This is a genomic window from Nocardia sp. NPDC058666, assembly GCF_042714895.1.
In the GTDB taxonomy this organism is placed as follows: domain Bacteria; phylum Actinomycetota; class Actinomycetes; order Mycobacteriales; family Mycobacteriaceae; genus Nocardia.
Window position 1 is genome coordinate 62,415 of the sequence record NZ_JBHXRY010000009.1, and the last position, 22,685, is coordinate 85,099.

The following is a 22,685-nucleotide window of genomic DNA, read 5'->3' on the forward strand; positions in this document are numbered from 1 at the left end:
CTTCGTGACCATTCTCGGTATCGGCTTGGACCTGGTGACCATCTCCGAGTTCGCCGAACAGCTGCAACGGCCCGGGTCGGCCATGCTCAGGGAGACATTCACCGCCGGTGAACGCCGCTACTGCCAGAGCAAACAGACCGACCCGGCCCGCAGTTTCGCCGCCCGTTGGGCTGCGAAAGAGGCGGTGCTCAAAGCCTGGGCAGCCTCGCGTTTCGCCCGCAGTCCGCAGATCGGCGACAACCCGTACCCGCTCATCGAAGTCGTCAACGACGCGTGGGGCAGGCCGAGCATCAAACTGCACGGCCTGGCCGCGGAATTCCTGCCCCGCGTGCGCGTGCACCTGTCGTTGACGCACGACGGTGACACCGCCGCGGCGATGGTGGTGCTGGAAGACCCGGGCGAACTCGCCGACCTGATCGACGGCAGAAACTAGAACTCGCGGACCGTCATCCTTCTTCGGCGGTCCGCGATTCTTTTTCTGCCACAAGCAGATACGCGACCATCAGGCGCTTGAGTTCGGCGACGGCGTCTTTGTTGGACTGATCTTCCTGCACCGAGAAATTCAGCATCGAATACACCACGTGCACCAGCACTTCGGCCATCATCGTGCGCCGGGCAGGTGGCGTGCGCGGGGTCAGTGGCCGCAGCATCTGCGACACGACCGCAGCGAATTCCTTCTCGTGCAACGCGCCCGTCGCCCGTGTGGACGGCGTGGACTGCATCGCCAACCACACCTCGCGCCGCGACGGATCGGTGGTCCACAGGTTCGCCATATGGTCGACGAATTGGTTCATGTGCCGCAACCAGTCCAGCGACGGGACCTCACCGTGGAAGTCGGCCAGCTCGCGCGACACCGCGACCAGGTCCTGGCGATTGAGTTCGCACACGATCACGTACTTGTTGGCGAAGAACTGGTACAGCGTGCCGATCGGGACCTCGGCGCGCTGGGCGACCTCTTCACAGGTGAACGATTCGAAACCCACCTCGGTGAGCAGCTCGCGCGAAGACGCCAGCAGCGCGTCGAACTTGCGCTTGCTGCGCTCCTGGGTCGGCCGCTTGCGCGGCATCAACTCCTGCGGGTCGTCCTGCAATTCCAGCGCAGGGTCCGGACGGCTCTGCGGTGACCGGGCCTGCGCGTGTACTTCCACCCATCCAGGCTAGCGGTATCCGCACGTCCGCGACGCCGCTCTCCCGACAGCGTGTCAACAACTGGCCGAAATCCTGACCCATCCGGTTGCCGACCGGTGACGAATCATCAGATAAGTGTGCGTCTATCTGCACGCTTATTCGCGGCTAGCCAGCTTTCGCCGCATCAGACGTATCGCGAAGTGACGGACCCGCGCGGTCCCGTCCCGCACCGTTTCGCTCAGGGGAAGGGCAAGGCTTGTGTCTGCAGGATCTGTGGTAACCCTCGGCGTCAGCACCGAGCGGGGGGCCGTGCACGCGGTGGCGTTCGCGGAATCGGGCGTCACTTTGACCGACCGGATGATGCTGCGGCGCACCGTCCGTGCGGGTGGCGACGGTAAAGCCGATGTGGCGGCGGCGGTGCACACCGCGCTGGACGCGATCGCGACCGATCTCGACGACCAGCACGAAATCGCCGGGGTGGCAGTCAGTTACCGCGACGCCAATGAGCGGCGCGCGATCGTCACCCGGCTGGCGGCCACCGAATGGCATACAGCATCACTGGTTTCGGCGAAGTCGGCCCACCTGTTCGTCGCGGGGGCGATGACCTGGCTCGACGAGTTCGACAATCTGCTCGTGTTCGAAGCGGTGCCCGGCTATCAGGCGATGACGTTGGTCGACGCGGGTCGCCACCGGGTGCTCGCGGCCTACTCACAAACCGGCGCGCCGACGCCTGAAGCTTTGCGTGCGGGTGTGTCGGCGGCGTGGGATCAGTTCGAGGCCGCGTCGGTGCAGCCCAGCGCTGTGGTGCTGATCGGTTCGTCGTCGGACGCGCCCGCGGTGCGTGACGCGGTGGCCGGGTTCGGGGTGCCGGTGCTGCCGTGTCGGTTGGCGCCGTTCGCGCCCGCCGCCGGTGCCGCGCTGGTCGCGCTGGGTGACACGGTCGTGGTGCCGGTGCCGATCGGCGCGCGCTCGCGGCGGGGGACCGCGATGGTCGCCGCGGCGGCGAGCGTGTTGGCGGGCGGGCTGGTCGCGGGTGGTTCGTACGCGGTGATGAACGGTGGGACGCCGACGGTCGACAACACCGCGGTGTCGTCGGAGCCCGGTGTCGCGACCGCCCCGGTGGTTCCGCAGACCCCCCAGCAGGAAGTCGCCGATTCCGGTTCGGCCGGTGGTGTGGCGTCGGGCAGCGGGTTGCAGGTGAGCCCGGCCGAAGGCACCCCGACCACGCCGTACGAGACGGTGTCGCCCAATCCGCAGCTGGTGAACCCGGGCGAGTTCCCCCTGGACTATCCGACGCAGCTGTACGGAGATGCGCCCGAAGAGGATCCGCTGCCGCTGGAACCGGTCGCGCCGCTGTTACCGCCGATCCCCGCCGCCGTGCCGACCCTGCCCGGCACCGGCATCCCGCTCGGTATGCAGCCGGCGCAGGCCGGTGTCCCGGACGGCCCGCGCACCGAATCCGCCGACTGATCTTCGCCATATCGACAAGGGGGCAGCGCATCGCTGCCCCCTTTCGTCGTTGTCACACGCTGGTGCGCCGCCGGAACAGCACGCCCGCCGCGACATACCCGACCAGCGCGATGCCCGCGCACCACAGCACCGCCAGCAACCCGCTGTTGCCGATCGGCGTGCCCATCAACAGTCCGCGCAGCGTTTCGATCACCGGCGTCACCGGTTGGTTCTCGGCGATCCAGTGCAGCCAGGTCGGCATCGACTCCGGCGGCACGAACGCCGAACTGATATACGGCAGGAACATGAACACGAACGTGAAACCGTTGGCCGCCTCCGGGTTTCGCGCGAGCAGACCCAACGCGGCCGCCACCCACGACAGCGCGAACACGAACATCGCCAGCACACCGAACACGCCGAGCCAGCGCAGCGGATCGGTGGTGGGCCGGAAACCCAGCGCCACCGCGACCGCGACCACGATCGCCGAGGTGATCAGGTTGCGGAGCACGCTCTCGGCGACGTGCCCGGACAGCACCGCCGACCGGGCGATCGACATGGTGCGGAACCGGTCGATGATGCCCTCGGCCAGGTCGGTGGACAGCGCGATCGCGGTGGTGGCCGCGCCGAAACTCGCGCACAGCAAGATGATTCCCGGCACCACATAGTCGATGTAGGCGCCGGGCCCGACCTCCATCGCGCCGCCGAACACGAACACGAACATCAGCAGAATCATCACCGGCAGCACGACCGTCATGATCATGGTGTCGGGACTGCGCAGAGTGTGGCGGATATTGCGGTCCAGCATGGTGGCCGAATCCTGAAGTGCGCGGGTGGTATTCATGCTGCTGCCTCGGTTCGTTCGGTGAGGGCGAAGAAGACATCGTCGAGGTCGGGGGTGTGCACGGTGAGCTGTTCGATCGCGATGTCGAGGTCGGCGAAGCGGTCGAGCAATTGTTTGATCTGGACGGCGCTGCCGTTCGAGGGCACCTGCAGGGTCAGCTGTTCGGGATCGACACGGCCGTCCACGGCGTGCGCGGCGGCTGCCAGCAGGGTGCGATCGGCGAAGCGGAACTGGACGTGTCCGCCCGGGACCAGGCGTTTGAGTTCCGCCGGGGTACCGTCGGCGACGATGCGGCCGTGGTCGAGCACCGCGATGCGGTCGGCGAGTTGATCGGCCTCCTCCAGGTACTGGGTGGTCAGCGCGATGGTGGTGCCCTGCGCCGCCAATTCCCTGATGGCAGACCACACGTCGCGTCGACTGCGCGGGTCCAGGCCCGTGGTCGGTTCGTCGAGGAACACGATGCGGGGCTTGCCCATCAGGCTCATCGCGAGGTCGAGCCTGCGTCGCATACCGCCCGAGTAGGAGTCGACGGGCTTGTCGGCGGCGTCGACCAGGTCGAAACGTTCGAGAAGTTCGGTGCTCAGGCGGCGGGTCTCGTGCTTGCCCAGGTGTAGGAGTCGGCCGGTCAGGCGCAGGTTTTCGGTGCCGGTGAGGATGCCGTCGACGGCGGTGTACTGGCCGGTGACGCCGATGAGGCGGCGGATCGCATCGGGGTTACGGGCGAGGTCGTGGTCGAAAACGTGCACGTCGCCGTGGTCGGGATCGATCAGGGTGGCCAGGATGCGGACCAGGGTGGTCTTGCCCGCGCCGTTGGGGCCCAGCAGGGCGAACACGGTGCCCGCGGTGATGTCCAAGTCGAGGTCGTCGAGCACGACGTGCGCGCCGAAAGTCTTGCGCAGGTGTCGGATCGACAGAGCCGGTGGTTGTTCGGGTGCCATGAGTTCTCTCCGATCGAGAAACTGTTTATGCGATATAATTCGTTTATAGGTTAAACAGTTCTTTGGCGCAAGAGAAGCGGGGTTTACAGTCGAGGCGAGCAGAGGAGGCAGATGACGACATCGGGTGAGCTCCCGCGCGCGGTCGAGCTGATGTGGGGACTCGAGCAGCCCGGCGGGCGTGGGCCCAAACGGGCGCTGACCCTGGATCAGATCCTCGACGCGGCCACCGAGGTGGCGGACGCGGAGGGGTATGCGGCGCTGTCGATGAACCGGGTCGCCAAGCAGCTCGGGTTCACCGCGATGTCGCTGTATCGGTATGTCGACAGCAAGAACACGCTGGTCGACCTGCTGATGGACCGGGTCGTCGGCCCGCCGCCCGAGATCGCGCCGGGCACGCCATGGCGGGCGGGGCTGGAGAAATGGGCGCGCGCGGAGTTCGCACGGCTGGGCCGGCATTCGTGGTGGTTGGACATCCCGCTGAGTCGCCCGCCCATGGGTCCCAACAACATGGCCTGGCTCGACACCGCGCTTGGCGTGCTCGCTGAAACGGGAGTGCCGGACCCGGTCAAGCTGCAGTTGGTGATGAACCTGTCGATGTTCGTGGTGGGTAAACGGCGGTTCCTGCGCGACTTGGAAACCGAGGAGGGCGGCGACTTCATCTCGGTGATGGCCCGGGTGCTCGACCCGCAGCGCTTCCCCGCGGTGTCGGCCGCGCTGTCCAACGCCGCGTTCGACGATGACGACATCGAGTGGGAGCAGGCCGATTTCGAATTCGGCCTGGCCCGGTTGCTCGACGGTTACGACGTGTTCATCGCCAAATTCTGACTACACCGACAGATCGCGGCGCAACTTGGCGACGTGGCCGGTGGCGCGCACGTTGTACTGGGCCACCTCGATCTTGCCCTTTTCGTCGACCACGAACGTCGAACGGATCACGCCGGTCACGGTCTTGCCGTACATCATCTTCTCGCCGAAAGCGCCCCATGCTTTGAGCACCTCGCGCTCGGGGTCGGAGAGCAACGGGAAGGTCAGGCCCTCGTTGTCACGGAATTTGGCCAGCTTGGCGGGCTTGTCGGGGGAGATGCCGAGCACCTCGAGGCCCGCGCCACCCAGCTCGGCCAGGCTGTCGCGGAAATCGCAGGCCTGCTTGGTGCAGCCGGGGGTGCTGGCGGCGGGGTAGAAATAGACGATCACTTTGCGGCCGCGGTAATCCGACAGCGATACGTCGTTGCCGTCGGCGTCGGGCAGCGTGAACTCGGGGGCGGTGTCTCCGGGAGACAGGCGTTGGTTGTCGGTCACCACCGCACGGTAACCGACGGGTCCGACAGCAAGCATGGATAGACTCGGACAGCAGCAGCAGACATATACCTGGAGGTGACGGTGGCCAAGGACGACACCGACCGGATCGAACGCGAGATCGAGCTCGCGCGTACCCGGTTGGCGACCACGCTGGACGAACTGGCGGTACGCGCGGATCCGCAACGGATCGCCGACGACACCAAGAACATGGTGGTCGCCAAGCTCAACGAGCCGAAGGTCAAGTACACGCTGATCGGAGCGGGTGCCCTCGTGGCAGGCCTGGTCCTGATCAAGATCTTCCGCCGCTGAACCAGCAGGCCCGACAAACGAAAACACCCGATGCGGCATGAGCGGCATCGGGTGTTTTGTGTGCTCTTACTGCGTGGGGCAGGCCAGGCCGTCGCCGTCGGGATCCAGGTGGGGGGAGTAGCCCGCCTCGCCACGGAACAACGGCGCGCGACCCGCGGCCATCGCCTCGTCGCAGCTGCGGAACGCGCCGCCGGCCGAACCGGTCTGGACCAGGTTGGCCGAGCCGGTCGCACCGAGAATGGAGTCGAAGCTGGACGAACCCGTGCCCGCCGAGCCCGCGAACGGGTTGGCGCTGGCGACGGGGGCGGCGATCAGGGCAAGCCCTACGGCTGCGAGGCTGACGGTGAGCCGGCGAACGTTCATGTATTCCTCGATGTCTGCTGCGGTTCAGTGTGGGCGCGGCCACGATGGGCCGCTAGGCCCCGTCCACCTTGGTGACGGGGCGACCGATTGTCAACCGCACGGCACCGCGGGTTCGCCGGGAGTAGCGGTCGGTTATTCGCCCAGCCTGCGCCCGGTCAGGTGTTCCGCCGGAATGGTGCCCATGCGACCCGCGTTGAAATCCTCCATCGCTTCGATGATTTCCTGACGGGTGTTCATCACGAACGGCCCGTATTGAATCACCGGTTCGCGCAAGGGAGTTCCGCCCAGCAGCAGGACTTCCAGGTCGCCGGTGGTGGTGTGCTGGGTGGTGTCCGCGGCCAGCGTGATGGCGTCGCCGGGGCCGAAGACCACCAGCTGCCCGGCGCGGATCGGCCTGCGGTCGGTGCCGACGGTGCCGCTGCCGGACAACACGTAGGCCATGGCCGTGAAGTGTTGCGGCCACGGGGTTTCCAGCTGCGCGCCGGGGTTGATCGAGGCGTGCGCGTAGGCGATCGGGGTCTGGGTGGAGCCGGGACCGGCGAAACCGGCGACCTCGCCCGCGATCAGGCGAACCAGTGCGCCACCGTCGTGCGAACTCACCAGTGTCAGTTCACTACTGCGCAGATCCTGGTAGCGCGGCGTCGCGAACTTCTTCGCGCGCGGCAGGTTCACCCACAGTTGGATGCCGTGGAAGGTGCCGCCGGAGATCACCAGTTTCTCCTCGGGCAGTTCGTCGTGCAGCATGCCCGAGCCCGCGGTCATCCACTGGGTGTCGCCCTCGCCGATGGTGCCGCCGCCACCTTGGGAATCATGGTGGACCATCACGCCGTCGAGCATGTAGGTGACAGTCTCGAAACCGCGATGGGGGTGCCACGGCGCGCCCTTGGCCTCGTACGGCTCGTACGCGACCGGGCCCATCTGGTCGAGCAGGATGAACGGATCGGCCGAGCGCAGGTCGATGCTGGGGAACGGTCGGGTCACTTCGAAACCGGCGCCTTCCTGCTGACGCGCGGCGGTGACGATCTGGCGGACGGGACGCTGGGTTTCGGTGACATCGGGGCGGGGCAGCCGGGGCAGCACCATGATGTCGTCGACGGTGATAGCGGGCATGGGACGCCTCCTGGGAGAAACGGAACTCATTTGGTTTCCATGTCAACCAATCGCGTTCTAGAATCATTCCCGTGCCCCGATGGTTGACCGACGACGAGCAACAGACCTGGCAATCCTTCATCTCGATGCGCCAGCGCCTCGACGCCGTGCTGGCCGCAGGCCTGGGCGAACACGGTCTGTCGATGGCCGACTACGAGCTGTTGGTGCCGCTGTCGGCCGCACCCGACGGATGTCTGCGAGCCAAGGAGTTGGCGGCGCAGGTTTGCTGGGAAAAATCCAGGCTGTCCAAACAGCTGGCGCGGATGGCGGCGCGCGGGCTCGTCGACCGAGTGCCCGCCGATGACGACGCACGCGGCATCGTCGTATCCCTGACCGACGCCGGACGTGAGGTGCTGCGTCGGGCCGCGCCCGAACACGTCGAACTGGTGCGGGAGTTGTTCATCGACCGGATGACCGATGCGGAAAGCGCGGCGATCCGGTCGCTGGCGGCGAAGGTGAAAGTGGCCGGCGAGCACCGAAGCGCTTCGGACGGTTAACGATTCGCCCGTGCGACCCGATGCATCCAGACAAGGCTCGAACTTCGCACGCAGGGGTGGTGTCATGAAGGCAGCTGGGTTCGTCGTGGGTGTGGTGTGCGCGTTGTCGGTCGCGGGATGCTCGACCGACGACAGCACCGCGCAGACAACGGTGACTACGACTACTCGCAGCAGTTCGCTGCTTACTCCCCCTCCCGTCGTCGTACCCGGTGTTGGTCCGACGAGGTGGCTGTCTCAACCGCCGGGAATTGTCGTCCCGACAACGCCGGGTCCTCTCCCGACCCGTTCGGGCACACCGGGCACCGCGCCTTCCTCCGCCGCGCCCCTACCCCTCGTATCGACCGATGTCGTCTCGCTGGTGGCTGTCGACGCCGCAGGTCGACCCGCCAACGGCTTCACCCTGACCAGTCCGACGCCGGTCGGGTCCATCGACTGCTCCCATATGTCGCCGAGCCGGTCGGCCACGACCGCGGGCATCTACGAATGCGGTGCTTCCGCGGACTCGGCCAACGTGTGCTGGGCTGCTCCGGACAAGGCCTCGCTGCTGTGCGCGAACGACCCTTGGCAGCGGGGGCTTCGCGTCTACACGGTCAGTCCGCCGGTCGCCGAGGTCGGCAAGACCGCGTCGCCGGAACCTTGGGCGTTGGACCTGGCTGACGGTCGGCATTGCCGGATCCGTGTCGGTGGCGCCTGGGGTGGTCGATCCGACGGGTTGGTCGGTGCGTATTCCTGTGATGGTGGGCATGACGTTGTCCTCCAGCCCGCCACCGCCCGGACCGCGATCGACACCTCGACCAGTACCTGGCTGGTCAAGGTGGGTCCGCTCGGCTCCGGTGCTCCCGACTTCCCGGCTCCCGCGGTCGTCGCCGTGCGCACCGCCTACTTCGCCGCAGTGAGCTGAGTCGGCCGACACCTGCGCGAATCCGCCGTGACGGTAAATTCCACCCATGCCCATCACATCGCTCAACGGCATCCAGCTCAGCTATGACGTCACCGGGACGGGGCCGCTTGTCCTGATGGTGATGGGTAGTGGCAGTCCTGGTCGTGTCTGGCGGACCTATCAGGTGCCCGCTTTGGTCAAAGCCGGCTTCCGTGTCGCCACTGTCGACAATCGGGGGATCGCGCCGTCGTCGGAGTCGGCTGCCGGGATCACCATGGCTCAGTTGGTGGGGGATACCGCGGCGTTGATCGAGCATCTCGGGGCGCCCGCGCATGTTGTCGGTACTTCGATGGGGTCGCGGGTTGTCGCTGAGCTCGCGTTGGCGTGTCCTGAGTTGGTGCGGAAGGCGGTCATGTTCGCGGCGACCGCTCGTCCGCATCCGGTGACCAGTGCGCTCGGCAAGGGTGAGCAAGCGTTGTACGACAAGGGGATTCAGTTACCGCAGGAGTACGCGGGTGCGATCAAGGCGATGTTGAATCTGTCGCCGCACACTCTGGCGGATGAGTCCAAGGCGCAGGAATGGCTCGACATTTTCGAATTCGCTTCTGGCAAAAGCACTCCGGGGACGCGGGCGCAGTTGGGGATGGATCGGTCGCAGGATCGGCGGCAGGCTTATCGGGCGATCATGGTGCCCAGTCTGGTGGTCGGGTTCGCTGATGATCAGATGGTGCCGCCGCAGTTCTGTCGGGAGGTCGCGGAGGCGATTCCGACTGCTAAGTATGTCGAGATCGAGCGGTGTGGGCATTACGGGTATCTCGAGCGGCCGGATGAGGTCAATCGGGTGATGATCGATTTCCTTTCCGCCGCACGATAATTCACGAGGAACTGACATGAGTGAAGCACCGAAATGCCCGGCCTGCGACTACGAGTACACCTATGAGATGAACGGGTCGTGGGTGTGTCCGGACTGCGCGAATATGTGGGGGATGTCGATCGTGCCCGATCTGAAGCCGGAGCCGGTGGTTCGGGATTCCGTCGGGAATGTGCTCGAGGACGGGGACACCGTGACGGTGGTGAAGACCCTGAAGGTGAAGGGCAGTTTGGTCGGGATCAAGGCGGGGACCAAGGTTCGCAATATCAGGTTGGTGCAGGGTGTGGGCGATCACGACATCGACTGCAAGGTCGACGGGATCGGGCCTATGCAGTTGAAATCCAGTGTGGTGAAGAAGGTTTAGATCAGAGCGTTCGCGGCCGCGGCGGTGATCGCGGTCGCGATGGCCAGCAGGGCGGGGGAGTGTAGTTTCCACTGCTGCCAGAACAGGGGGACGTCGATGTGGGAGTCGCCGTCGATGTTCACGAGAGTTCCTGCGGCGCGGTCGTTTTCGGTTTGTAGGTCGGGCAACATGCCCCAACCCAGGCCCAGTCGCACCGCGTCGGCGAACGCACTGGACGACGGTACGTAGTGGCCGGGCGGCTGACGGCGGGTGCGGCGGCGGAGTTGACGGAACTGCAGGTCGTCTTTGCGGTCGAAGTGCACGACGGGCGCGCGGCCGTACGCGGCCGCGGTCGGGCCGTCGGGGAACCAGGTGCGCACGAACGCGGGGGTGGCGGTCGGGCGGTAGCGCATGGCGCCCAGCGGGGTCACCGTGCAGCCCTGGACCGGGGTGGCGGTGGCGGTGATCGCGGCCATGACGGTGCCGTCGCGCAGGAGGTGGGTGGTGTGTTCTTCGTCTTCGCGATGCAGGTCGAAGGAGATGTCGGTGGGGACCTGGGCCAGCGCGGGCATCACCCAGGATTCGAGGGAGTCGGCGTTGACGGCGATCGGGATGCGGATCGGTTGGTCGGCGGGGCGGTCGGCGTCGCCGAGTTCGCGGGCGGTGTCGCCGGCGAGTAGCTCCACCTGTCTGGCCAGGCGTAAGACCGCGAGTCCGGATTCGGTGGGGCGCACGGGTTTTGATCGTTGCACCAGGACTCGGCCCGCGGATTCCTCCAGTGCTTTGATTCGCTGGCTGATCGCGGACGGTGTGATGTTGAGGCGGCGGGCGGCGGCGTCGAAGGTGCCTTCGGTGAGCACGGCGTTGAGTGCGCGCAACTGGTCCAGCTGGAGATCCACGTAAGTAACTCTAATGGTTGTGTAGAAACATTAGCTGGACTGAATATCGGCAGGCTCATAACGTCGACAGACGTGATTGCATCATCGGCGGCCGTGGCCGCGCTCTCCGGATTGGGCTTCGGGCTCTCGCTCATCGTCGCCATCGGCGCACAGAATGCGTTCGTGCTGCGTCAGGGGGTGCGTGGGCAGCATGTGCTGCCGGTGATCGCGGTGTGTGTGGTGTCCGACATCGTGCTGATCGGGGTGGGCGTGGCGGGGTTCGGTGCCATCGTCGAGTCGTTTCCGGCGATCGTGACCGTTGCCCGGTACGCGGGGGCGCTGTTTTTGCTCGGGTATGCCGTGATCGCCGCGCGTCGGGCTCTGCGTTCGTCGACGTTGATCGCCGACTCGGCGGGCACCTCCGTCACCGTCGGTGCGACCGTGCTCACGTGCCTGGCGATGACCTGGCTCAATCCGCACACGTTCCTGGACACGGTGGTGTTGCTCGGCTCGTTCGCCAGCACGTACGCCTCGCCCGACCGCTGGTTCCTGGCCGGTGGTGCCATGCTGGGCAGCGTTATCTGGTTTCTGGCGCTCGGCTACGGCAGCCGTCGGCTGGGCCCGCTGTTCGCTCGGCCGGGATCCTGGCGCGTTCTCGACTCGCTGATCGCGGTCGTCATGCTGGCGCTGGCGCTGGGTTTGCTGATCGCGTGACCTCGCGGCTCGCGACGCTGTGACTCAACTTCCCGCCCACGGCGTGACCGGTGGCTTCACCCACAGCAGCTTCTCATCGGCGTGTGTACGCACCGCGCCGGCGTGCTCGGGGTTGCGGACGGCCCACGCGTCCTTCTGGTCGAGCAGGTCGGCCACCACCTGCCACGTCTCGCCGGTGCTGGGCGGATTGGTGTCGGCGGCGCGGGCCAGCTTGCGCAGGGTGGACGCGGGCAGGGCCAGCAGCTCGGTGCTGCGGATGTCGCGGGACCACGCGTAGGCGGCCATGCGGCGGGCCTTGGCGAGGCGGCTGGCGGTGGCCGCGTCGGAATGCGCGTGATCGGGGGGAAGATCGGCGCTGTCGGACACGACGGCGATTCTACGACGAACGCCCGCAGTCCCGGTCGGTGATGACCAGGGTGCGGGCGTTCTACGACGAACGCCCGCACTCCAGGTCGGCGATGACCGGGGTGCGGGCGTTCGGTGTCAGTTGGATCAGTACGCGCTGTTCACGTTGTCCATCGAGCCGTAGCGGTTGGCTGCGTAGTTGCAGGCCGCGACGATGTTGGACACCGGGTTCCACACGTCGAAGGGGGTGCCCTCGACATGGAAGGACGCGAAGGTCGGGTCGATCACCTGGAGCAGGCCCTTGGAGGGGATGCCGTTGATCGCATTGATGTCCCACAGGTTGATCGCCTGGGGGTTACCGGTGGACTCACGCATGATGTTGCGGTGAATGCCCTCGTAGGTGCCGGGGATGCCCTTGGCAGCCATGATGTCGAGCGCTTCGGTGATCCAGCCGTGAAGGTCGTTGCTGTAGACCTTGGGCGCGACCTCGGGCATCGGGGCCGGTGCGGCCTCGGGTGCCGGTGCGGGGATCGCCTCGGGGGCGGGGGCCGGGATGGCCTGGATCGCGGGTGCGGCGCCGACGGCGGGGATGTTCTCCGCCTGCTCGACGACCATGGCGGCACGCTCGGGGACGCTGTCGTCGGCGAACGAGACGGCGGAGGACGCGGCTACGGCGACCAGGCCGACCGCGGCGACTGCCACGGTGAACGCCTCACGACGCGAACGACGGCCGATTACGGTGCTGAGCTTGTCTTTAGTGAGCATTGCTTTTCTGTTCCTTCATCTCTGTCTTGGCGACGCAGGCCCTGTTCAGGGCGCGGTGTATCGCGCAGCGCGCACTATGGAAGCGCACGCCGTTTCAGGCGATGTGTTGTTTCTGTCTGTGTCTGGAAGGTGCGACGCTGTGGTGGGGGACGAACGCTCAGTGGCAAGTTCGTCGCCGCGTCGCACGGTGCTCCACAGCTGGCTGCGGGGAGACCACGCGCTGTTCGGTGCTATCGGAGGTTGGATACTTCCGGGCTAACCAAACCGCAGGTCCGTTTGTGACCTGATGACAGAATGGTCACGACGGGTTAACGCAAGGTGAACGGAATCTGAACGGCAAACGTTGCCGATCTTGGTTTCTTGCGGGGCAGTTGCAGAATCGTTATGTATGCAGGAGGTTTAGACCTGCGTTCTGCGTGACGGCCGACACAAAAAAAGTTTGCCCGAATCGGGTTTTGGAGGGGTTTCCGCAGCTCGTGGGAGTCCGGATCGGCGCTAGAGCACTCGATGACCGGTTCGTCCATGGCGGTTCGATAACGAGATCGTGACCGTTGTCTGGCGGGTACCCTCAGAGCTTCCTAGAGCAAAAAGACCGCAACCCGGCAGTTGTGGTAACTGCCGGGTTGCGGTCTGTTGTGCGCCATCAGGGACTTGAACCCCGAACCCGCTGATTAAGAGTCAGCTGCTCTGCCAATTGAGCTAATGGCGCATGTTTTCGTTCTTTGCCCCGTCTCCGGTGCGGAACAAACATTAGCAGGCCTGGTGCCAGAAAGTGAAATCGGGCGTTGACCAGCGAAAACGCGACACACCGTTGGTTGTTAACGCCAACGGTGCCTGTGGCTATCTAACGATTGTGACTTGGTCGTGTCGCGGGGGCTTTCCCGTTGGTGTCGGCTGAGCGGGCTGGCAGAATGGCGGACGACGAGCTCGTAACGCCCCCCGCCGGCGCGGAAGGCACTAGCGATTCGGTCGGTGGGATCTGCGGCGCACTGTGGCTGCGTCGGTACGGAAACGGGGTTGATATGGGTACGAAGCGGGGGCGACCTCGGTCGCTACGGACGGTTGTTCCGGTAGTGCTGCTTGCGGTGTTCGCACTGGGTGCGTCGGCGTGCTCGGCCGCGGAGGGTGCCGGTGTGGAGGTTGCGATCGATCGCAACCCGATCACCGAGCTCATCAAGCCGAAGCTGGTGTCGACCATCAAGGACGGGCAGGTGGGTGTCTCGCCGGGCATGCCCTTGGCCTTCCAGGTCGAAGACGGCACGTTCACCGACGTCCGGCTGACCAACCAGCAGGGCACCGCGGTGGCCGGTCAGCTGGCACCCGACGGTCGCTCGTGGGCGACGTCGGAGGTGCTGGGCTACGGCAAGACCTACAAGCTCACCGCCGCGGCCATCGGTCTGGGCGGGGCGAACTCCTCGACCTTGAGCTTCACCACCAGCTCGCCCAACAGTCAGACCAAGCCGTACCTGCTGCCCGGCGAGGGTGAAGTGGTCGGCGTCGGTCAGCCGGTGGCGATCCAGTTCGACGAGAACATCCCTGATCGGCGGGCCGCGCAGGACGCCATCAAGATCACCACCGAGCCGGCGGTCGAGGGCGCGTTCTACTGGGTGAACAACCGCGAAGTGCGGTGGCGCCCCGAGCATTACTGGACACCGGGCACGAAGGTGACCATCGATGTGAACGTCTACGGCAAGGACCTGGGTAAGGGTCTGTTCGGCCAGGACAACATCCACTCGTTCTTCACCGTCGGCGACGCGGTGATCTTCACCGCCGACGACAACACCAAGCAGGTGACGGTGGAGAAGAACGGGCAGGTCATCATGACGATGCCGACCTCGATGGGCAAGGACAGCACGCCCACCGACAACGGTGTCTACATCGTCAGCGACCGGCACGAGAAGATCATCATGGACTCCTCGACCTACGGTGTGGCGGTGAACTCGTCCGACGGGTATCGCACGCCGGTGGACTACGCCACGCGAATCTCCTACAGCGGCATCTTCTTCCACTCCGCGCCGTGGTCGGTGGGTCAGCAGGGGTACTCCAACGCCAGCCACGGCTGCTTGAATCTGAGCCCGGCGAACGCGCGGTGGGTGTACGAGAACGCCAAGCGTGGCGACATCACGATCATCAAGAACACGATCGGCGGCACCCTGTCCGGTGTCGACGGACTGGGTGACTGGAACATTCCGTGGGCGGAATGGAAGGCGGGCAACGCCGACGCCGCCTAGTCGGACAACGCGTGAAAAGCGAAGGGACACCGGATATTTCCGGTGTCCCTTCGTTCGTTTGGTGGGTCGGTTCAGACCGGTGTTGGCAGCTGGGCGCAGTCCATCATCGCCTCACCGGCCAGTGCCATGGCGCTGCCGAACGCGCCGCACAGGACGCGGCCGCCGAACAGCAGGCGGTCCAGGTTGGGCAGACCGGCCGAGCCGGTGCCCGACGAGCCGGTGGTCTCGGCGCCCGCGGTGGAGCCGCTGCGCGCGGAGCCGGATTCGGGGTCGTGGCTGGGCAGGCCGAACTCGCTGACGGGGGTGGGGGCCACGAACTCGGTGAGGGGCAGGCCGGGCGAGGCCGCCGCGGTCCCGGCGACGGGGCCGAGCACGGTGGCGGCCGCGAGGATGGCGACGACGGTGGAACGCTTCATCAAGGGGTCTTTCCGGTCGAGCGCTGACGCGATGGCGAGATCTGCCCCACATCTGGGCAGCGGTCCACAGTGTAGCGATGAAACGTGATGTTCGTCATGGAGCGGGCGGTTAGCCCGTCGCGGCCAGATCGGGTTCGTCGCGGTGGATCTCCGACGCGACGCTGTGGTGGTCGACCACGACCCGGCGGGCGCCGCAACCGCAGCGTTGGTAGGCGACCAGGCCCTCGCTGGTGTGGTGGCGCGACTGGATCTGCCAGGTGTGTGAGCTGTGGGTGTTCATGACTCGAGTCTGATGTAATGGCATTGTGCATTACAACCATTACGGCCGGGAGCCGGTGCTGCTCGGGGTCGATCTGCTCAACGATCCGTGTTCGAGCGCGGCGGAGTTGAAACGCCGCTGTACGGCGGCGGGGTTGGTGTTGAGCTCGCCGGTGTCCGACGGCGATTTGGCGTCCGTGACGGCGTTTCTGGGGCGTTGGCGCGCGGTTGTGCAGTGTTCGGTCCGCACGGAGCGCGCGGCGCTGCTGAACGTGTTGCTGGCGGAGTACGCGTCGGCGCCGCGGTTGACCGACCATGTGGGCGACGGCTGGCATCTGCACTTCCGTGATCCCGAGGTGGCCACGGACCGGCAGATCGCCGCGTTGATCACGGTGGGCACGGCCCTGCACCTGACCGGGTTGGGGATGGATCGGCTCGGTGTCTGCGAGGCGGACGGGTGTTCGCGGGCCTACGCGGACATTTCGCGGAATGGTCGCCAGCGGTTCTGTAGTCCGGCGTGTGCGAATCGTTCGGCGGTGCGTCGGCACCGTGCGAGCCGCGCCAGCTGAGGGCCCGGACAACGAAGAAGGCCCGGTCCACATGGACCGGGCCTTCTTGCTCGGGGTGACCGACGGGACTCGAACCCGCGACATCCAGGATCACAACCTGGTGCTCTACCAACTGAACTACGGTCACCATTACCGGTGAATCACCGGCGCCGTCGATACTAGCGTGCTAAGGGCGTGAGTCCCTAATCGGCTGGTAGCGGGCTCGAACCGGTCACATCCACGGCCGCGGTGGCCTCCTGGGCGGCGGTCGCGATCTCGGCGGTGGACGGACCCGGCAGCGGCACGAACGCGGTGCGACGGTAGTACTCGAGTTCGCGGATGGATTCCTTGATGTCGGCCAGCGCGCGGTGCGCCAGACCCTTCTCCGGCTGGCCGAAGTAGATGCGCGGGTACCAGCGGCGGCACAGTTCCTTGATCGAGCTCACGTCGACCATCCGGTAGTGCAGGTGCGCGTCCAGTTCGGGCATGTCACGGGCGATGAAGCCGCGGTCGGTGCCGATGGAGTTGCCGCACAGCGGCACGGTGCGCGCGGTGGGCGCGTACTCGCGGATGTAGTCCAGCACCTGCTGCTGGGCCTGTTCGATGGTGACGGTGGAACGTCGAACCTCTTCGGTCAGACCGGATTTCGCGTGCATGGCGGTGACGACCGGTGGCATGCACGCCAGGGACGCGTCGTCGGCGTGGATGACGATGTCCACACCGTCACCGAGGATGTTGAGGTCGCTGTCGGTGACCAGGGCGGCGATCTCGATCAGCTTGTCGCTGTCGAGACGCAGTCCCGTCATTTCGCAGTCCATCCAGACCAGGAGTTGGTTGTCTGACACGGGAGTCACCCTAACGGTGGGTCGGCGCGCCCGGTCGACAGGTGTGTCGCGCGGGCGAGGCGGGGCGGGTTTGCCTGCGACATCCGCGGATGATCGCCACGGGGGTGACCGGCCCGGATACAGTTTGCCTGGAGTTGCCCGCACACGTTTCGAGCATTTTCGCGCTGGCGAAATGAGCACAGTAGACGGAGGACGCGCGAATGACCACCCCTCAGGAAAAGGCGGCAGCGGCACGCAAGGTCGCCGAGGATGCGGCGCGGGCTGCCGCGCAGGCGTTGGCGGCCGCGGAGGCTGCTGAGCAGGAGGCTGCGGCGGCGAGCACGCCCCCGGCCGCGGGCGGAGATCCAGCGGTTGCGAGCAGCGACTCGGCGGCGGGTGGCGAACCTGCGAGCGGCGAATCCGGTTCTGCGAGTTCGAAATCCGCTGCCCAGCCATCCGGATCCAGTGCGTCCACGGAGATCGCGCAGGGCTATGCCTTCGGCGGGCCCGCGTTGGAACTGGGCACGGTCATGGTCGACGGTGTCACCGATCCTGGTGCGCGCGTACGCATTCCGTTGCCGATGATGAACCGGCACGGACTGGTCGCCGGTGCGACCGGTACCGGCAAGACCAAGACGCTGCAGGGCATCGCCGAACAGCTGTCGCGCGCAGGCGTTCCCGTGGTGATGGCCGACGTCAAAGGCGACCTGTCGGGACTGAGTGAGCCGGGCGCGGACAACGAGAAGATCAGGGCGCGCGCGGCGGAGACCGGGGCGAGCGACTGGGCGCCCAGTGCGTTTCCGACCGAGTTCGTGTCGCTGGGCACCGGCGGTATCGGGGTGCCGATCCGGGCCACGATCACTTCGTTCGGGCCGATTCTGCTCAGCAAGGTGCTCGGCCTCAACGACACCCAGGAATCGACGCTGGGTCTGATCTTCCACTGGGCGGATCAGCGGGGTCTGGCACTGCTGGACCTGAAGGATCTGCGGGCTGTCATCACCCACCTGACCAGCCCGGAAGGCAAGGAAGACCTCAAGGGCATCGGTGGGGTGTCCCCGCAGACGGCCGGGGTGATCCTGCGGGCGCTGGTGAATCTGGAAGCCGAGGGTGGCGACACGTTCTTCGGCGAACCCGAACTCGACCCGGCCGATCTGCTGCGCACTGTGGACGGGCTCGGCGTGATCACGCTGTTCGAACTGGGGCAGCAGGCGGCGCGGCCCGCGTTGTTCTCGACGTTTCTGATGTGGGTGCTGGCCGATCTGTTCCAGACGTTGCCCGAGGTGGGCGATGTGGACAAGCCGAAGTTGGTGTTCATCTTCGATGAGGCGCATTTGCTGTTCGCGGAGGCGTCGAAGGCGTTTCTGCAGCAGGTCGAGCAGACGGTGAAGTTGATCCGGTCCAAGGGGGTGGGTGTGTTCTTCTGCACACAGTTGCCCACCGACATTCCGAATCCGGTGCTGTCGCAGCTGGGTGCCCGGGTGCAGCACGCACTGCGCGCGTTCACGCCCGACGATCAGAAGGCGCTGTCGAAGACGGTGCGCACGTATCCGAAGTCGTCGGTGTACGACCTGGAGGAGGCGTTGACCTCGCTGGGCACGGGCGAGGCGATCGTGACCGTGCTGTCGGAGACGGGCGCGCCCACGCCGGTGGCGTGGACCAAGATCGTGCCGCCGCGGTCGCTGATGGACACCATCGGCGATGAGGCGATCAAGGCGAAGGCGCTGTCGAGTCCGCTGCAGGGGAAGTACGGGCCCAGCATCGACCGGGAGTCGGCCTACGAGAAGTTGCTGGCCAGCGTCGCGGCGGCGGAACCGGCGCCCGAGGCCGCGCCCGCGCCGGGACGGTCGCAGCCCGACGAGGATTCGGCGGCCGAGCGACTCATGAACAACCCGGCGGTGAAGGGGTTCCTGCGGTCGGCGGCCAGTGCGGCCGGGCGGGAGATCAGCCGCAGCATTTTCGGGACGCGGCGGCGGTGAGGACACGCTGAGCGGACATTTCTCGCGCGATCGGTCGACATTCGCACCGAAACGTCGAAGAATGTCCGCGCAGCGTGGTCAGCCTCCGAGCTTCTTGTAGAACGCCCCCGCGACCGGGGCGGTGAACGCGCGCGGTCCGTAGTTGCCCGCGACACTCATGCCCTTGCTGATCACGCCGGGGACGATGCGCATCTTGTTGCGCGACAGCGCGTCGATGGAGACCTTGGCGGTGTACTCCGACGACACCCACAGGAAGTCGGGCACCAGCTTGTCCACGATCGACTGATCTTCTGGCGCAGGTGTTTCCGTGCGCACGGGGCCGGGCGCCAGCAGGGTGACGTTCACGCCGCTGCCCTTGAGTTCGCCGCGCAGCGACTCCGAGAACGTGTTCGCGAAGGCCTTCGACGCGGCATAGGTGGCGTTGTTGGGGATCGGCATATTGCCCGCGGCCGAACCGCTGATCAGGATGCCGCCCGCCTTGCGCTCGAGCATGCCGGGCAGCACGGCCAGGCACAGGTCGTGCACGGCGGTGGCGTTGAGTTCCATCTGCATGCGCTCGTAGGCGAAATCCAGTTCGGCGACCGGGCCGAAGGTCGCCACGCCCGCGTTGTTGCACAGGATGGCGATATCGCGGACCGCGAGTTCGTCGCACAGGCTCGCGCGCTGGGTGCGATCGGCCAGGTCGACCGCGCGGACCTCGGCGGTGATGCCGTGGGTCAAGGTCAGGCGCTGGGCCAGTTCGGTGAGGATCTCACCGCGGCGCGCGACCAGGATCAGCGAATAGCCGCGGCCGGCCAGTTCGGCGGCAAGCGCGGTGCCGATGCCGGAGGAGGCGCCGGTGACGACGGCACGATTGTCTGCAGTGGGGGAGGGCAAGCTCACGGGGGGAGCTTAGGGGATCGGCTGGTGCGGTGCGGTGCCCGCGGTGGGCGGGCGCGGACCGGAGATCGGCGAGCGCGGACCGGGCGTGGTCGGTAGATCGACGGAAATCGGCCGCGCGGCAATAGCATGGGGAGCGTTATGACAATTGACTTATCGAAGTCTCGCACCGGGCAAGAAGCGCCGCTTCTGCTGAGCACCGAACCGCCGCGCACCTTCGGATTCACCGATCAGGCCGCCTTCTGGACGAATCTGGGCGTGAGCCTGATCGGGTTCACGGGGGCCATCTATGTGCTGCAACCCGCCGGGTATGCGCGGTTGCCGCTGATCGGGGCGATCCTGGCCACGGTGGTCGGCACGCTCATCGGCACCTCGATGGTGGCGGCCGCCGGTGCGGTCGGGGCTCGCACGGGTGCGCCCGCGATGGCGAACTTCCGTGGGCTGTTCGGCACCAAGCTGTCGGGGCTGCCGACCATCGCCAACGTGGTGCAGTGCATCGGGTGGGGTGTGTACGAGCTGACCGTCATCGCGGCGGGGATCGCGGCACTCACCGATGGGCGGGTGCCGCACGCGGTGGTGGTGATCGCGGCCGGTGCGCTGAGCACGGTGATGGCGATCTGGCCGATGCATGTGGTGGGGATTCTGCGCAAGTACGTGACCGTCGCGGTGGGGATCGCGATGCTGTATTTCACGGTGCAGTTGGTGCGTCAGCCGCTGCCCGATATGGGGGAAACGTCCTGGTCGGGGTTCTTCCCGGCGGTGGATACGGCGTTGGCGGTCGCGGTGTCGTTCGTGCCGTTGGCCGCGGATTACATGCGGCATTCCAAGTCGGCGAAGGTCGGCAGTGCGGCGATGTTCGTCGGGTACTCCGTGGCGCAGATCTGGTGCTACCTGTTGGGGATCGTGGCGCTGCTGCACGTGGACGGCGACCCGAACCGGCTGTTCGACTCGTTCCTCGGGATCACCGCGGGCTGGGTGTTCTTCGCCGTGCTGGTGTTGCGTGAGACCGACCAATCGTTCGCGAACGTGTACTCCACGGCGATGTCGCTGCAGAACCTGCTGCCGCGGGTGGACCGGCGCATCCTGGCCGGGGTGGTGGGGGTGGTCGCCACCGTCGCCGCGCTGTTCGTGACCGACTTCAGCAACTACGCCAACTTCCTGCTGCTGATCGGCTCGGTGTTCGTGCCGCTGACCGCGGTGCTGGTGGTGGACTTCTTCTTCGGCAAGGGGCGCACCGGCTGGAACCTGACCGACTCGTCGCCCGCGCGTCCGATCATGTTGCTGCCGTGGGTGATCGGGTTCGTGGTCTATCAGCTGTGCAACCCCGGTTCGGTGCAGTGGTGGGCTTCGCGGTGGATCCAGGTGCAGGACGCGATCGGCGTCCACCCCACCTGGTGGACCTCGGCGTCGCTGTTCTCCTTCGTCGCGGCGGGCGCGGCGACCGGGCTCGTGGTGGTTGTGAGCCGGAAGCGATGAGCGTGGGCGACGGCTGCTTCCGGCGGGGGTGCGGCCGTCGCTTTCGTGGGGTGAGCGGTGGCTGATCAGCAGGTGTTCGGGATGGGCGACGATCCGCTCGCCGCTCCGACGTGGCCCGCGCTCACCGACGACGAGATCGCTCGCGCGGTGGCCGCTACGTGGGGTGGGGCGCAGCCTGCTGCGGTGGAATGGCGTGGGGCGCGGCCGCTTTCGTCGACGGTGGGGGTGCGGCTGGAGGACGGTGAGCGGCTGGTCGTGAAGCGGATGCCGGTGCGATTGCGTGATGGGGTGGCGCTGGGGGAGGAGCATCGGTTCATGGGGCACCTGCGTGACCGGGGGATTCCGGTGCCCGACGTGCGTGTTCGTGACGCGGGTGAGTTCGTTTACGAGGTTCATCAGACAGGGTCGGGCCAGGATCGGTATCGCGCGGACTTCTCGTGGTCGCCGTATCGCGATGTCGACGATGCGGTGGGGGCAGGCGCGATGCTGGGTCGATTGCATTGCGCCGCTATGGGATTCGATGCGCCTGCTCGACCGGATCGGCCGCTGTCGGCCAGTTTGCACAGTGATGTGGTGGGGGCGTTCGAGTGGCATATCGCCCGGCGGCCGGCTGTCGCGCAATTTCTGAGTGAAAGGGATTGGCGCGCTGAGGTTCCCGAGTTGGCAGTCGATCTTGCCGGTGTCGCGCCGCTGTGGACGCACGGGGACTGGCATGGGACGAATCTGCTGTGGGACGACCATGCGGTGAGTTCGGTGATCGATTTCGGGCTGGCGGATCGGACGACGGCGGTGTTCGATCTGGCTACCGCGATCGAACGTACTGCGGTGGACTGGGTTTCGCTGCGCGACGGCGGACCCGCGAATGTTCGGGCGGACCAGATCGCCGCGCTGATCCAGGGATATCAGTCCGAGCGAACGCTGTCGGCCGCCGAGAAGAGGTTGCTCCCGGACCTACTCCCGCTGGTCCACATCGGCTATGAACTCTCCGAGATCGACTACTTCCTCACCATCGCCCACGACCCACGCAACGCCGAAATCGCCTACCACGACTGGTTACTGGGCCACCTGCGCTGGTACGAATCGCCCGAAGGCCGCGAACTACACGACCTGATTCGCGACCTCTCCGAACGCTGACCGGGACTTTATACCACCGAGCCCGCACCCGACCACCCTCCCAGCCCCGCACACCCGACCCCTAGGGAGGGTCCGCCGCGCAGCGGCGGTAGCGGCCCGGGGGGGGGGGGGGGGGGGTTTTTTTTTTGGGGGTAGCCTTTGGCCACATCGGTCGATCCCTTGCCCCCCATGGTA

Annotated in this window: 27 protein-coding genes and 2 tRNA genes; 14 read left to right on the forward strand and 15 right to left on the reverse strand. The window is 66.4% G+C overall.

All coding sequences use genetic code 11. The features are described 5' to 3' along the window. Positions 1-4: 4 nt before the first annotated feature. Positions 5-433 (forward strand): holo-ACP synthase, encoded by a 429-nt coding sequence (locus tag ACFWVD_RS20110; RefSeq protein ID WP_379244892.1) that lies wholly within the window; start codon positions 5-7, stop codon positions 431-433. A gap of 13 nt (positions 434-446) precedes the next feature. Here the strand turns inward: ACFWVD_RS20110 and ACFWVD_RS20115 are convergent, their stop codons facing one another. Then, entirely contained in the window at positions 447-1,067 is a 621-nt protein-coding gene (locus ACFWVD_RS20115; RefSeq protein ID WP_379245130.1) for a TetR family transcriptional regulator, read from the reverse strand. Positions 1,068-1,386: 319 nt separating this feature from the next. On the opposite strand from ACFWVD_RS20115, the gene ACFWVD_RS20120 reads away from it, so the two are divergent. After that, the gene (locus tag ACFWVD_RS20120) at positions 1,387-2,598 is read left to right on the forward strand and encodes a hypothetical protein (RefSeq protein WP_379244894.1); all 1,212 of its coding nucleotides are present in this window, start codon (positions 1,387-1,389) and stop codon (positions 2,596-2,598) included. A 52-nt stretch (positions 2,599-2,650) separates the two neighbouring features. Here the strand turns inward: ACFWVD_RS20120 and ACFWVD_RS20125 are convergent, their stop codons facing one another. Both ACFWVD_RS20125 and ACFWVD_RS20130 read right to left on the reverse strand, forming a co-directional pair. Continuing rightward, positions 2,651-3,418 carry an ABC transporter permease gene (locus ACFWVD_RS20125; RefSeq protein WP_379244896.1) on the reverse strand — a complete coding sequence of 256 codons (768 nt, stop codon included), beginning with the start codon at positions 3,416-3,418 and terminating at the stop codon, positions 2,651-2,653. Further along, entirely contained in the window at positions 3,415-4,356 is a 942-nt protein-coding gene (locus tag ACFWVD_RS20130) for an ATP-binding cassette domain-containing protein (RefSeq protein ID WP_379244898.1), read from the reverse strand. The genes ACFWVD_RS20125 and ACFWVD_RS20130 overlap by 4 nt, the downstream gene beginning before the upstream one ends. 111 nt (positions 4,357-4,467) lie before the next feature. On the opposite strand from ACFWVD_RS20130, the gene ACFWVD_RS20135 reads away from it, so the two are divergent. Next, positions 4,468-5,181: a TetR/AcrR family transcriptional regulator gene (locus tag ACFWVD_RS20135; protein WP_379244900.1), complete on the forward strand. Its 714-nt coding sequence runs from the start codon at positions 4,468-4,470 to the stop codon at positions 5,179-5,181. Here the strand turns inward: ACFWVD_RS20135 and bcp are convergent, their stop codons facing one another. Then, positions 5,182-5,655, reverse strand: a complete 474-nt coding sequence (gene bcp / locus ACFWVD_RS20140) for a thioredoxin-dependent thiol peroxidase (protein ID WP_379244902.1) — start codon at positions 5,653-5,655, stop codon at positions 5,182-5,184. It abuts the gene before it with no gap. 75 nt (positions 5,656-5,730) lie between these two features. Between bcp and ACFWVD_RS20145 the strand changes: the two genes are divergently transcribed. Then, positions 5,731-5,964: a DUF3618 domain-containing protein gene (locus tag ACFWVD_RS20145; protein ID WP_379244904.1), complete on the forward strand. Its 234-nt coding sequence runs from the start codon at positions 5,731-5,733 to the stop codon at positions 5,962-5,964. A gap of 66 nt (positions 5,965-6,030) precedes the next feature. Here ACFWVD_RS20145 and ACFWVD_RS20150 read toward each other — a convergent pair whose 3' ends face one another. Together ACFWVD_RS20150 and ACFWVD_RS20155 are read right to left on the reverse strand one after the other, a co-directional pair. After that, positions 6,031-6,327, reverse strand: coding sequence for an excalibur calcium-binding domain-containing protein (locus ACFWVD_RS20150; RefSeq protein WP_379244906.1), 297 nt, complete (start codon positions 6,325-6,327; stop codon positions 6,031-6,033). Positions 6,328-6,459: 132 nt separating this feature from the next. After that, entirely contained in the window at positions 6,460-7,437 is a 978-nt protein-coding gene (locus ACFWVD_RS20155) for a pirin family protein (RefSeq protein WP_379244908.1), read from the reverse strand. Between the two features lie 71 nt (positions 7,438-7,508). Here ACFWVD_RS20155 and ACFWVD_RS20160 point away from each other — a divergent pair, with 71 nt between their 5' ends. From ACFWVD_RS20160 to ACFWVD_RS20175, 4 genes are all read left to right on the forward strand, one after another. Continuing rightward, a complete protein-coding gene (locus ACFWVD_RS20160) occupies positions 7,509-7,973 on the forward strand; it encodes a MarR family winged helix-turn-helix transcriptional regulator (RefSeq protein WP_379244910.1) in 465 nt (154 codons plus the stop codon). Positions 7,974-8,331: 358 nt separating this feature from the next. Further along, positions 8,332-8,874 (forward strand): hypothetical protein, encoded by a 543-nt coding sequence (locus ACFWVD_RS20165; RefSeq protein WP_379244912.1) that lies wholly within the window; start codon positions 8,332-8,334, stop codon positions 8,872-8,874. Positions 8,875-8,920: 46 nt separating this feature from the next. After that, on the forward strand, positions 8,921-9,727 hold the full coding sequence (locus ACFWVD_RS20170) for an alpha/beta fold hydrolase (RefSeq protein WP_379244914.1): 807 nt from the start codon (positions 8,921-8,923) through the stop codon (positions 9,725-9,727). Between the two features lie 16 nt (positions 9,728-9,743). Next, positions 9,744-10,088: a zinc ribbon domain-containing protein YjdM gene (locus ACFWVD_RS20175; RefSeq protein ID WP_379244916.1), complete on the forward strand. Its 345-nt coding sequence runs from the start codon at positions 9,744-9,746 to the stop codon at positions 10,086-10,088. Here ACFWVD_RS20175 and ACFWVD_RS20180 read toward each other — a convergent pair. Then, a complete protein-coding gene (locus ACFWVD_RS20180; RefSeq protein WP_379244918.1) occupies positions 10,085-10,966 on the reverse strand; it encodes a LysR family transcriptional regulator ArgP in 882 nt (293 codons plus the stop codon). The two genes, ACFWVD_RS20175 and ACFWVD_RS20180, sit on opposite strands and share 4 nt — an antisense overlap. Positions 10,967-11,038: 72 nt before the next feature. Between ACFWVD_RS20180 and ACFWVD_RS20185 the strand changes: the two genes are divergently transcribed. Further along, complete coding sequence (locus ACFWVD_RS20185; protein ID WP_379244920.1) at positions 11,039-11,659, forward strand: LysE/ArgO family amino acid transporter; 621 nt, start codon at positions 11,039-11,041, stop codon at positions 11,657-11,659. A 24-nt stretch (positions 11,660-11,683) separates the two neighbouring features. On the opposite strand, the gene ACFWVD_RS20190 is transcribed toward ACFWVD_RS20185, so the two are convergent. The 3 genes from ACFWVD_RS20190 to ACFWVD_RS20200 all read right to left on the reverse strand — a co-directional run bounded on the left by ACFWVD_RS20190 (position 11,684) and on the right by ACFWVD_RS20200 (position 13,478). Beyond that, positions 11,684-12,025 carry a hypothetical protein gene (locus ACFWVD_RS20190; RefSeq protein ID WP_379244922.1) on the reverse strand — a complete coding sequence of 114 codons (342 nt, stop codon included), beginning with the start codon at positions 12,023-12,025 and terminating at the stop codon, positions 11,684-11,686. A 126-nt stretch (positions 12,026-12,151) separates the two neighbouring features. Beyond that, positions 12,152-12,769: a transglycosylase SLT domain-containing protein gene (locus ACFWVD_RS20195; RefSeq protein ID WP_379244924.1), complete on the reverse strand. Its 618-nt coding sequence runs from the start codon at positions 12,767-12,769 to the stop codon at positions 12,152-12,154. A gap of 636 nt (positions 12,770-13,405) precedes the next feature. Continuing rightward, a tRNA-Lys gene (locus tag ACFWVD_RS20200) sits at positions 13,406-13,478 on the reverse strand. 313 nt (positions 13,479-13,791) lie between these two features. Between ACFWVD_RS20200 and ACFWVD_RS20205 the strand changes: the two genes are divergently transcribed. Further along, positions 13,792-15,000, forward strand: coding sequence for an Ig-like domain-containing protein (locus ACFWVD_RS20205; RefSeq protein WP_379244926.1), 1,209 nt, complete (start codon positions 13,792-13,794; stop codon positions 14,998-15,000). Positions 15,001-15,071: 71 nt separating this feature from the next. Here the strand turns inward: ACFWVD_RS20205 and ACFWVD_RS20210 are convergent, their stop codons facing one another. Both ACFWVD_RS20210 and ACFWVD_RS20215 read right to left on the reverse strand, forming a co-directional pair. After that, complete coding sequence (locus ACFWVD_RS20210; RefSeq protein ID WP_379244928.1) at positions 15,072-15,416, reverse strand: hypothetical protein; 345 nt, start codon at positions 15,414-15,416, stop codon at positions 15,072-15,074. A gap of 109 nt (positions 15,417-15,525) precedes the next feature. Further along, complete coding sequence (locus ACFWVD_RS20215) at positions 15,526-15,696, reverse strand: hypothetical protein (protein ID WP_379244930.1); 171 nt, start codon at positions 15,694-15,696, stop codon at positions 15,526-15,528. Between the two features lie 25 nt (positions 15,697-15,721). Between ACFWVD_RS20215 and ACFWVD_RS20220 the strand changes: the two genes are divergently transcribed. Next, positions 15,722-16,243 carry a CGNR zinc finger domain-containing protein gene (locus ACFWVD_RS20220; RefSeq protein ID WP_379244932.1) on the forward strand — a complete coding sequence of 174 codons (522 nt, stop codon included), beginning with the start codon at positions 15,722-15,724 and terminating at the stop codon, positions 16,241-16,243. 54 nt (positions 16,244-16,297) lie between these two features. Here the strand turns inward: ACFWVD_RS20220 and ACFWVD_RS20225 are convergent. After that, positions 16,298-16,370, reverse strand: a tRNA-His gene (locus ACFWVD_RS20225). Between the two features lie 55 nt (positions 16,371-16,425). Further along, positions 16,426-17,067, reverse strand: coding sequence for an oligoribonuclease (gene orn, locus ACFWVD_RS20230; protein WP_379244934.1), 642 nt, complete (start codon positions 17,065-17,067; stop codon positions 16,426-16,428). A 200-nt stretch (positions 17,068-17,267) separates the two neighbouring features. On the opposite strand from orn, the gene ACFWVD_RS20235 reads away from it, so the two are divergent. Then, on the forward strand, positions 17,268-19,022 hold the full coding sequence (locus ACFWVD_RS20235; RefSeq protein WP_379244936.1) for a helicase HerA-like domain-containing protein: 1,755 nt from the start codon (positions 17,268-17,270) through the stop codon (positions 19,020-19,022). Positions 19,023-19,100: 78 nt separating this feature from the next. Here the strand turns inward: ACFWVD_RS20235 and cmrA are convergent, their stop codons facing one another. Next, positions 19,101-19,904 carry a mycolate reductase gene (gene cmrA / locus ACFWVD_RS20240; RefSeq protein ID WP_379244938.1) on the reverse strand — a complete coding sequence of 268 codons (804 nt, stop codon included), beginning with the start codon at positions 19,902-19,904 and terminating at the stop codon, positions 19,101-19,103. A gap of 138 nt (positions 19,905-20,042) precedes the next feature. Here cmrA and ACFWVD_RS20245 point away from each other — a divergent pair, with 138 nt between their 5' ends. Together ACFWVD_RS20245 and ACFWVD_RS20250 are read left to right on the forward strand one after the other, a co-directional pair. Further along, positions 20,043-21,377, forward strand: a complete 1,335-nt coding sequence (locus ACFWVD_RS20245) for a purine-cytosine permease family protein (protein WP_379244940.1) — start codon at positions 20,043-20,045, stop codon at positions 21,375-21,377. A gap of 57 nt (positions 21,378-21,434) precedes the next feature. Further along, positions 21,435-22,511, forward strand: coding sequence for a phosphotransferase enzyme family protein (locus ACFWVD_RS20250; protein WP_379244941.1), 1,077 nt, complete (start codon positions 21,435-21,437; stop codon positions 22,509-22,511). The last annotated feature ends 174 nt before the right edge of the window (positions 22,512-22,685 follow it).

Excerpts from the sequence above, each read along its gene's own strand:
- ACFWVD_RS20115 (WP_379245130.1), bottom strand. The coding sequence starts at position 1,067 with ATGCCGCGCAAGCGGCCGACCCAGGAGCGCAGCAAGCGCAAGTTCGAC.
- ACFWVD_RS20125 (WP_379244896.1), bottom strand. The coding sequence starts at position 3,418 with ATGAATACCACCCGCGCACTTCAGGATTCGGCCACCATGCTGGACCGC.
- ACFWVD_RS20130 (WP_379244898.1), bottom strand. The coding sequence starts at position 4,356 with ATGGCACCCGAACAACCACCGGCTCTGTCGATCCGACACCTGCGCAAG.
- ACFWVD_RS20135 (WP_379244900.1), top strand. The coding sequence starts at position 4,468 with ATGACGACATCGGGTGAGCTCCCGCGCGCGGTCGAGCTGATGTGGGGA.
- ACFWVD_RS20150 (WP_379244906.1), bottom strand. The coding sequence starts at position 6,327 with ATGAACGTTCGCCGGCTCACCGTCAGCCTCGCAGCCGTAGGGCTTGCC.
- ACFWVD_RS20155 (WP_379244908.1), bottom strand. The coding sequence starts at position 7,437 with ATGCCCGCTATCACCGTCGACGACATCATGGTGCTGCCCCGGCTGCCC.
- ACFWVD_RS20170 (WP_379244914.1), top strand. The coding sequence starts at position 8,921 with ATGCCCATCACATCGCTCAACGGCATCCAGCTCAGCTATGACGTCACC.
- ACFWVD_RS20175 (WP_379244916.1), top strand. The coding sequence starts at position 9,744 with ATGAGTGAAGCACCGAAATGCCCGGCCTGCGACTACGAGTACACCTAT.
- ACFWVD_RS20195 (WP_379244924.1), bottom strand. The coding sequence starts at position 12,769 with ATGCTCACTAAAGACAAGCTCAGCACCGTAATCGGCCGTCGTTCGCGT.
- ACFWVD_RS20205 (WP_379244926.1), top strand. The coding sequence starts at position 13,792 with ATGGGTACGAAGCGGGGGCGACCTCGGTCGCTACGGACGGTTGTTCCG.
- ACFWVD_RS20210 (WP_379244928.1), bottom strand. The coding sequence starts at position 15,416 with ATGAAGCGTTCCACCGTCGTCGCCATCCTCGCGGCCGCCACCGTGCTC.
- ACFWVD_RS20215 (WP_379244930.1), bottom strand. The coding sequence starts at position 15,696 with ATGAACACCCACAGCTCACACACCTGGCAGATCCAGTCGCGCCACCAC.
- ACFWVD_RS20235 (WP_379244936.1), top strand. The coding sequence starts at position 17,268 with ATGACCACCCCTCAGGAAAAGGCGGCAGCGGCACGCAAGGTCGCCGAG.
- ACFWVD_RS20245 (WP_379244940.1), top strand. The coding sequence starts at position 20,043 with ATGACAATTGACTTATCGAAGTCTCGCACCGGGCAAGAAGCGCCGCTT.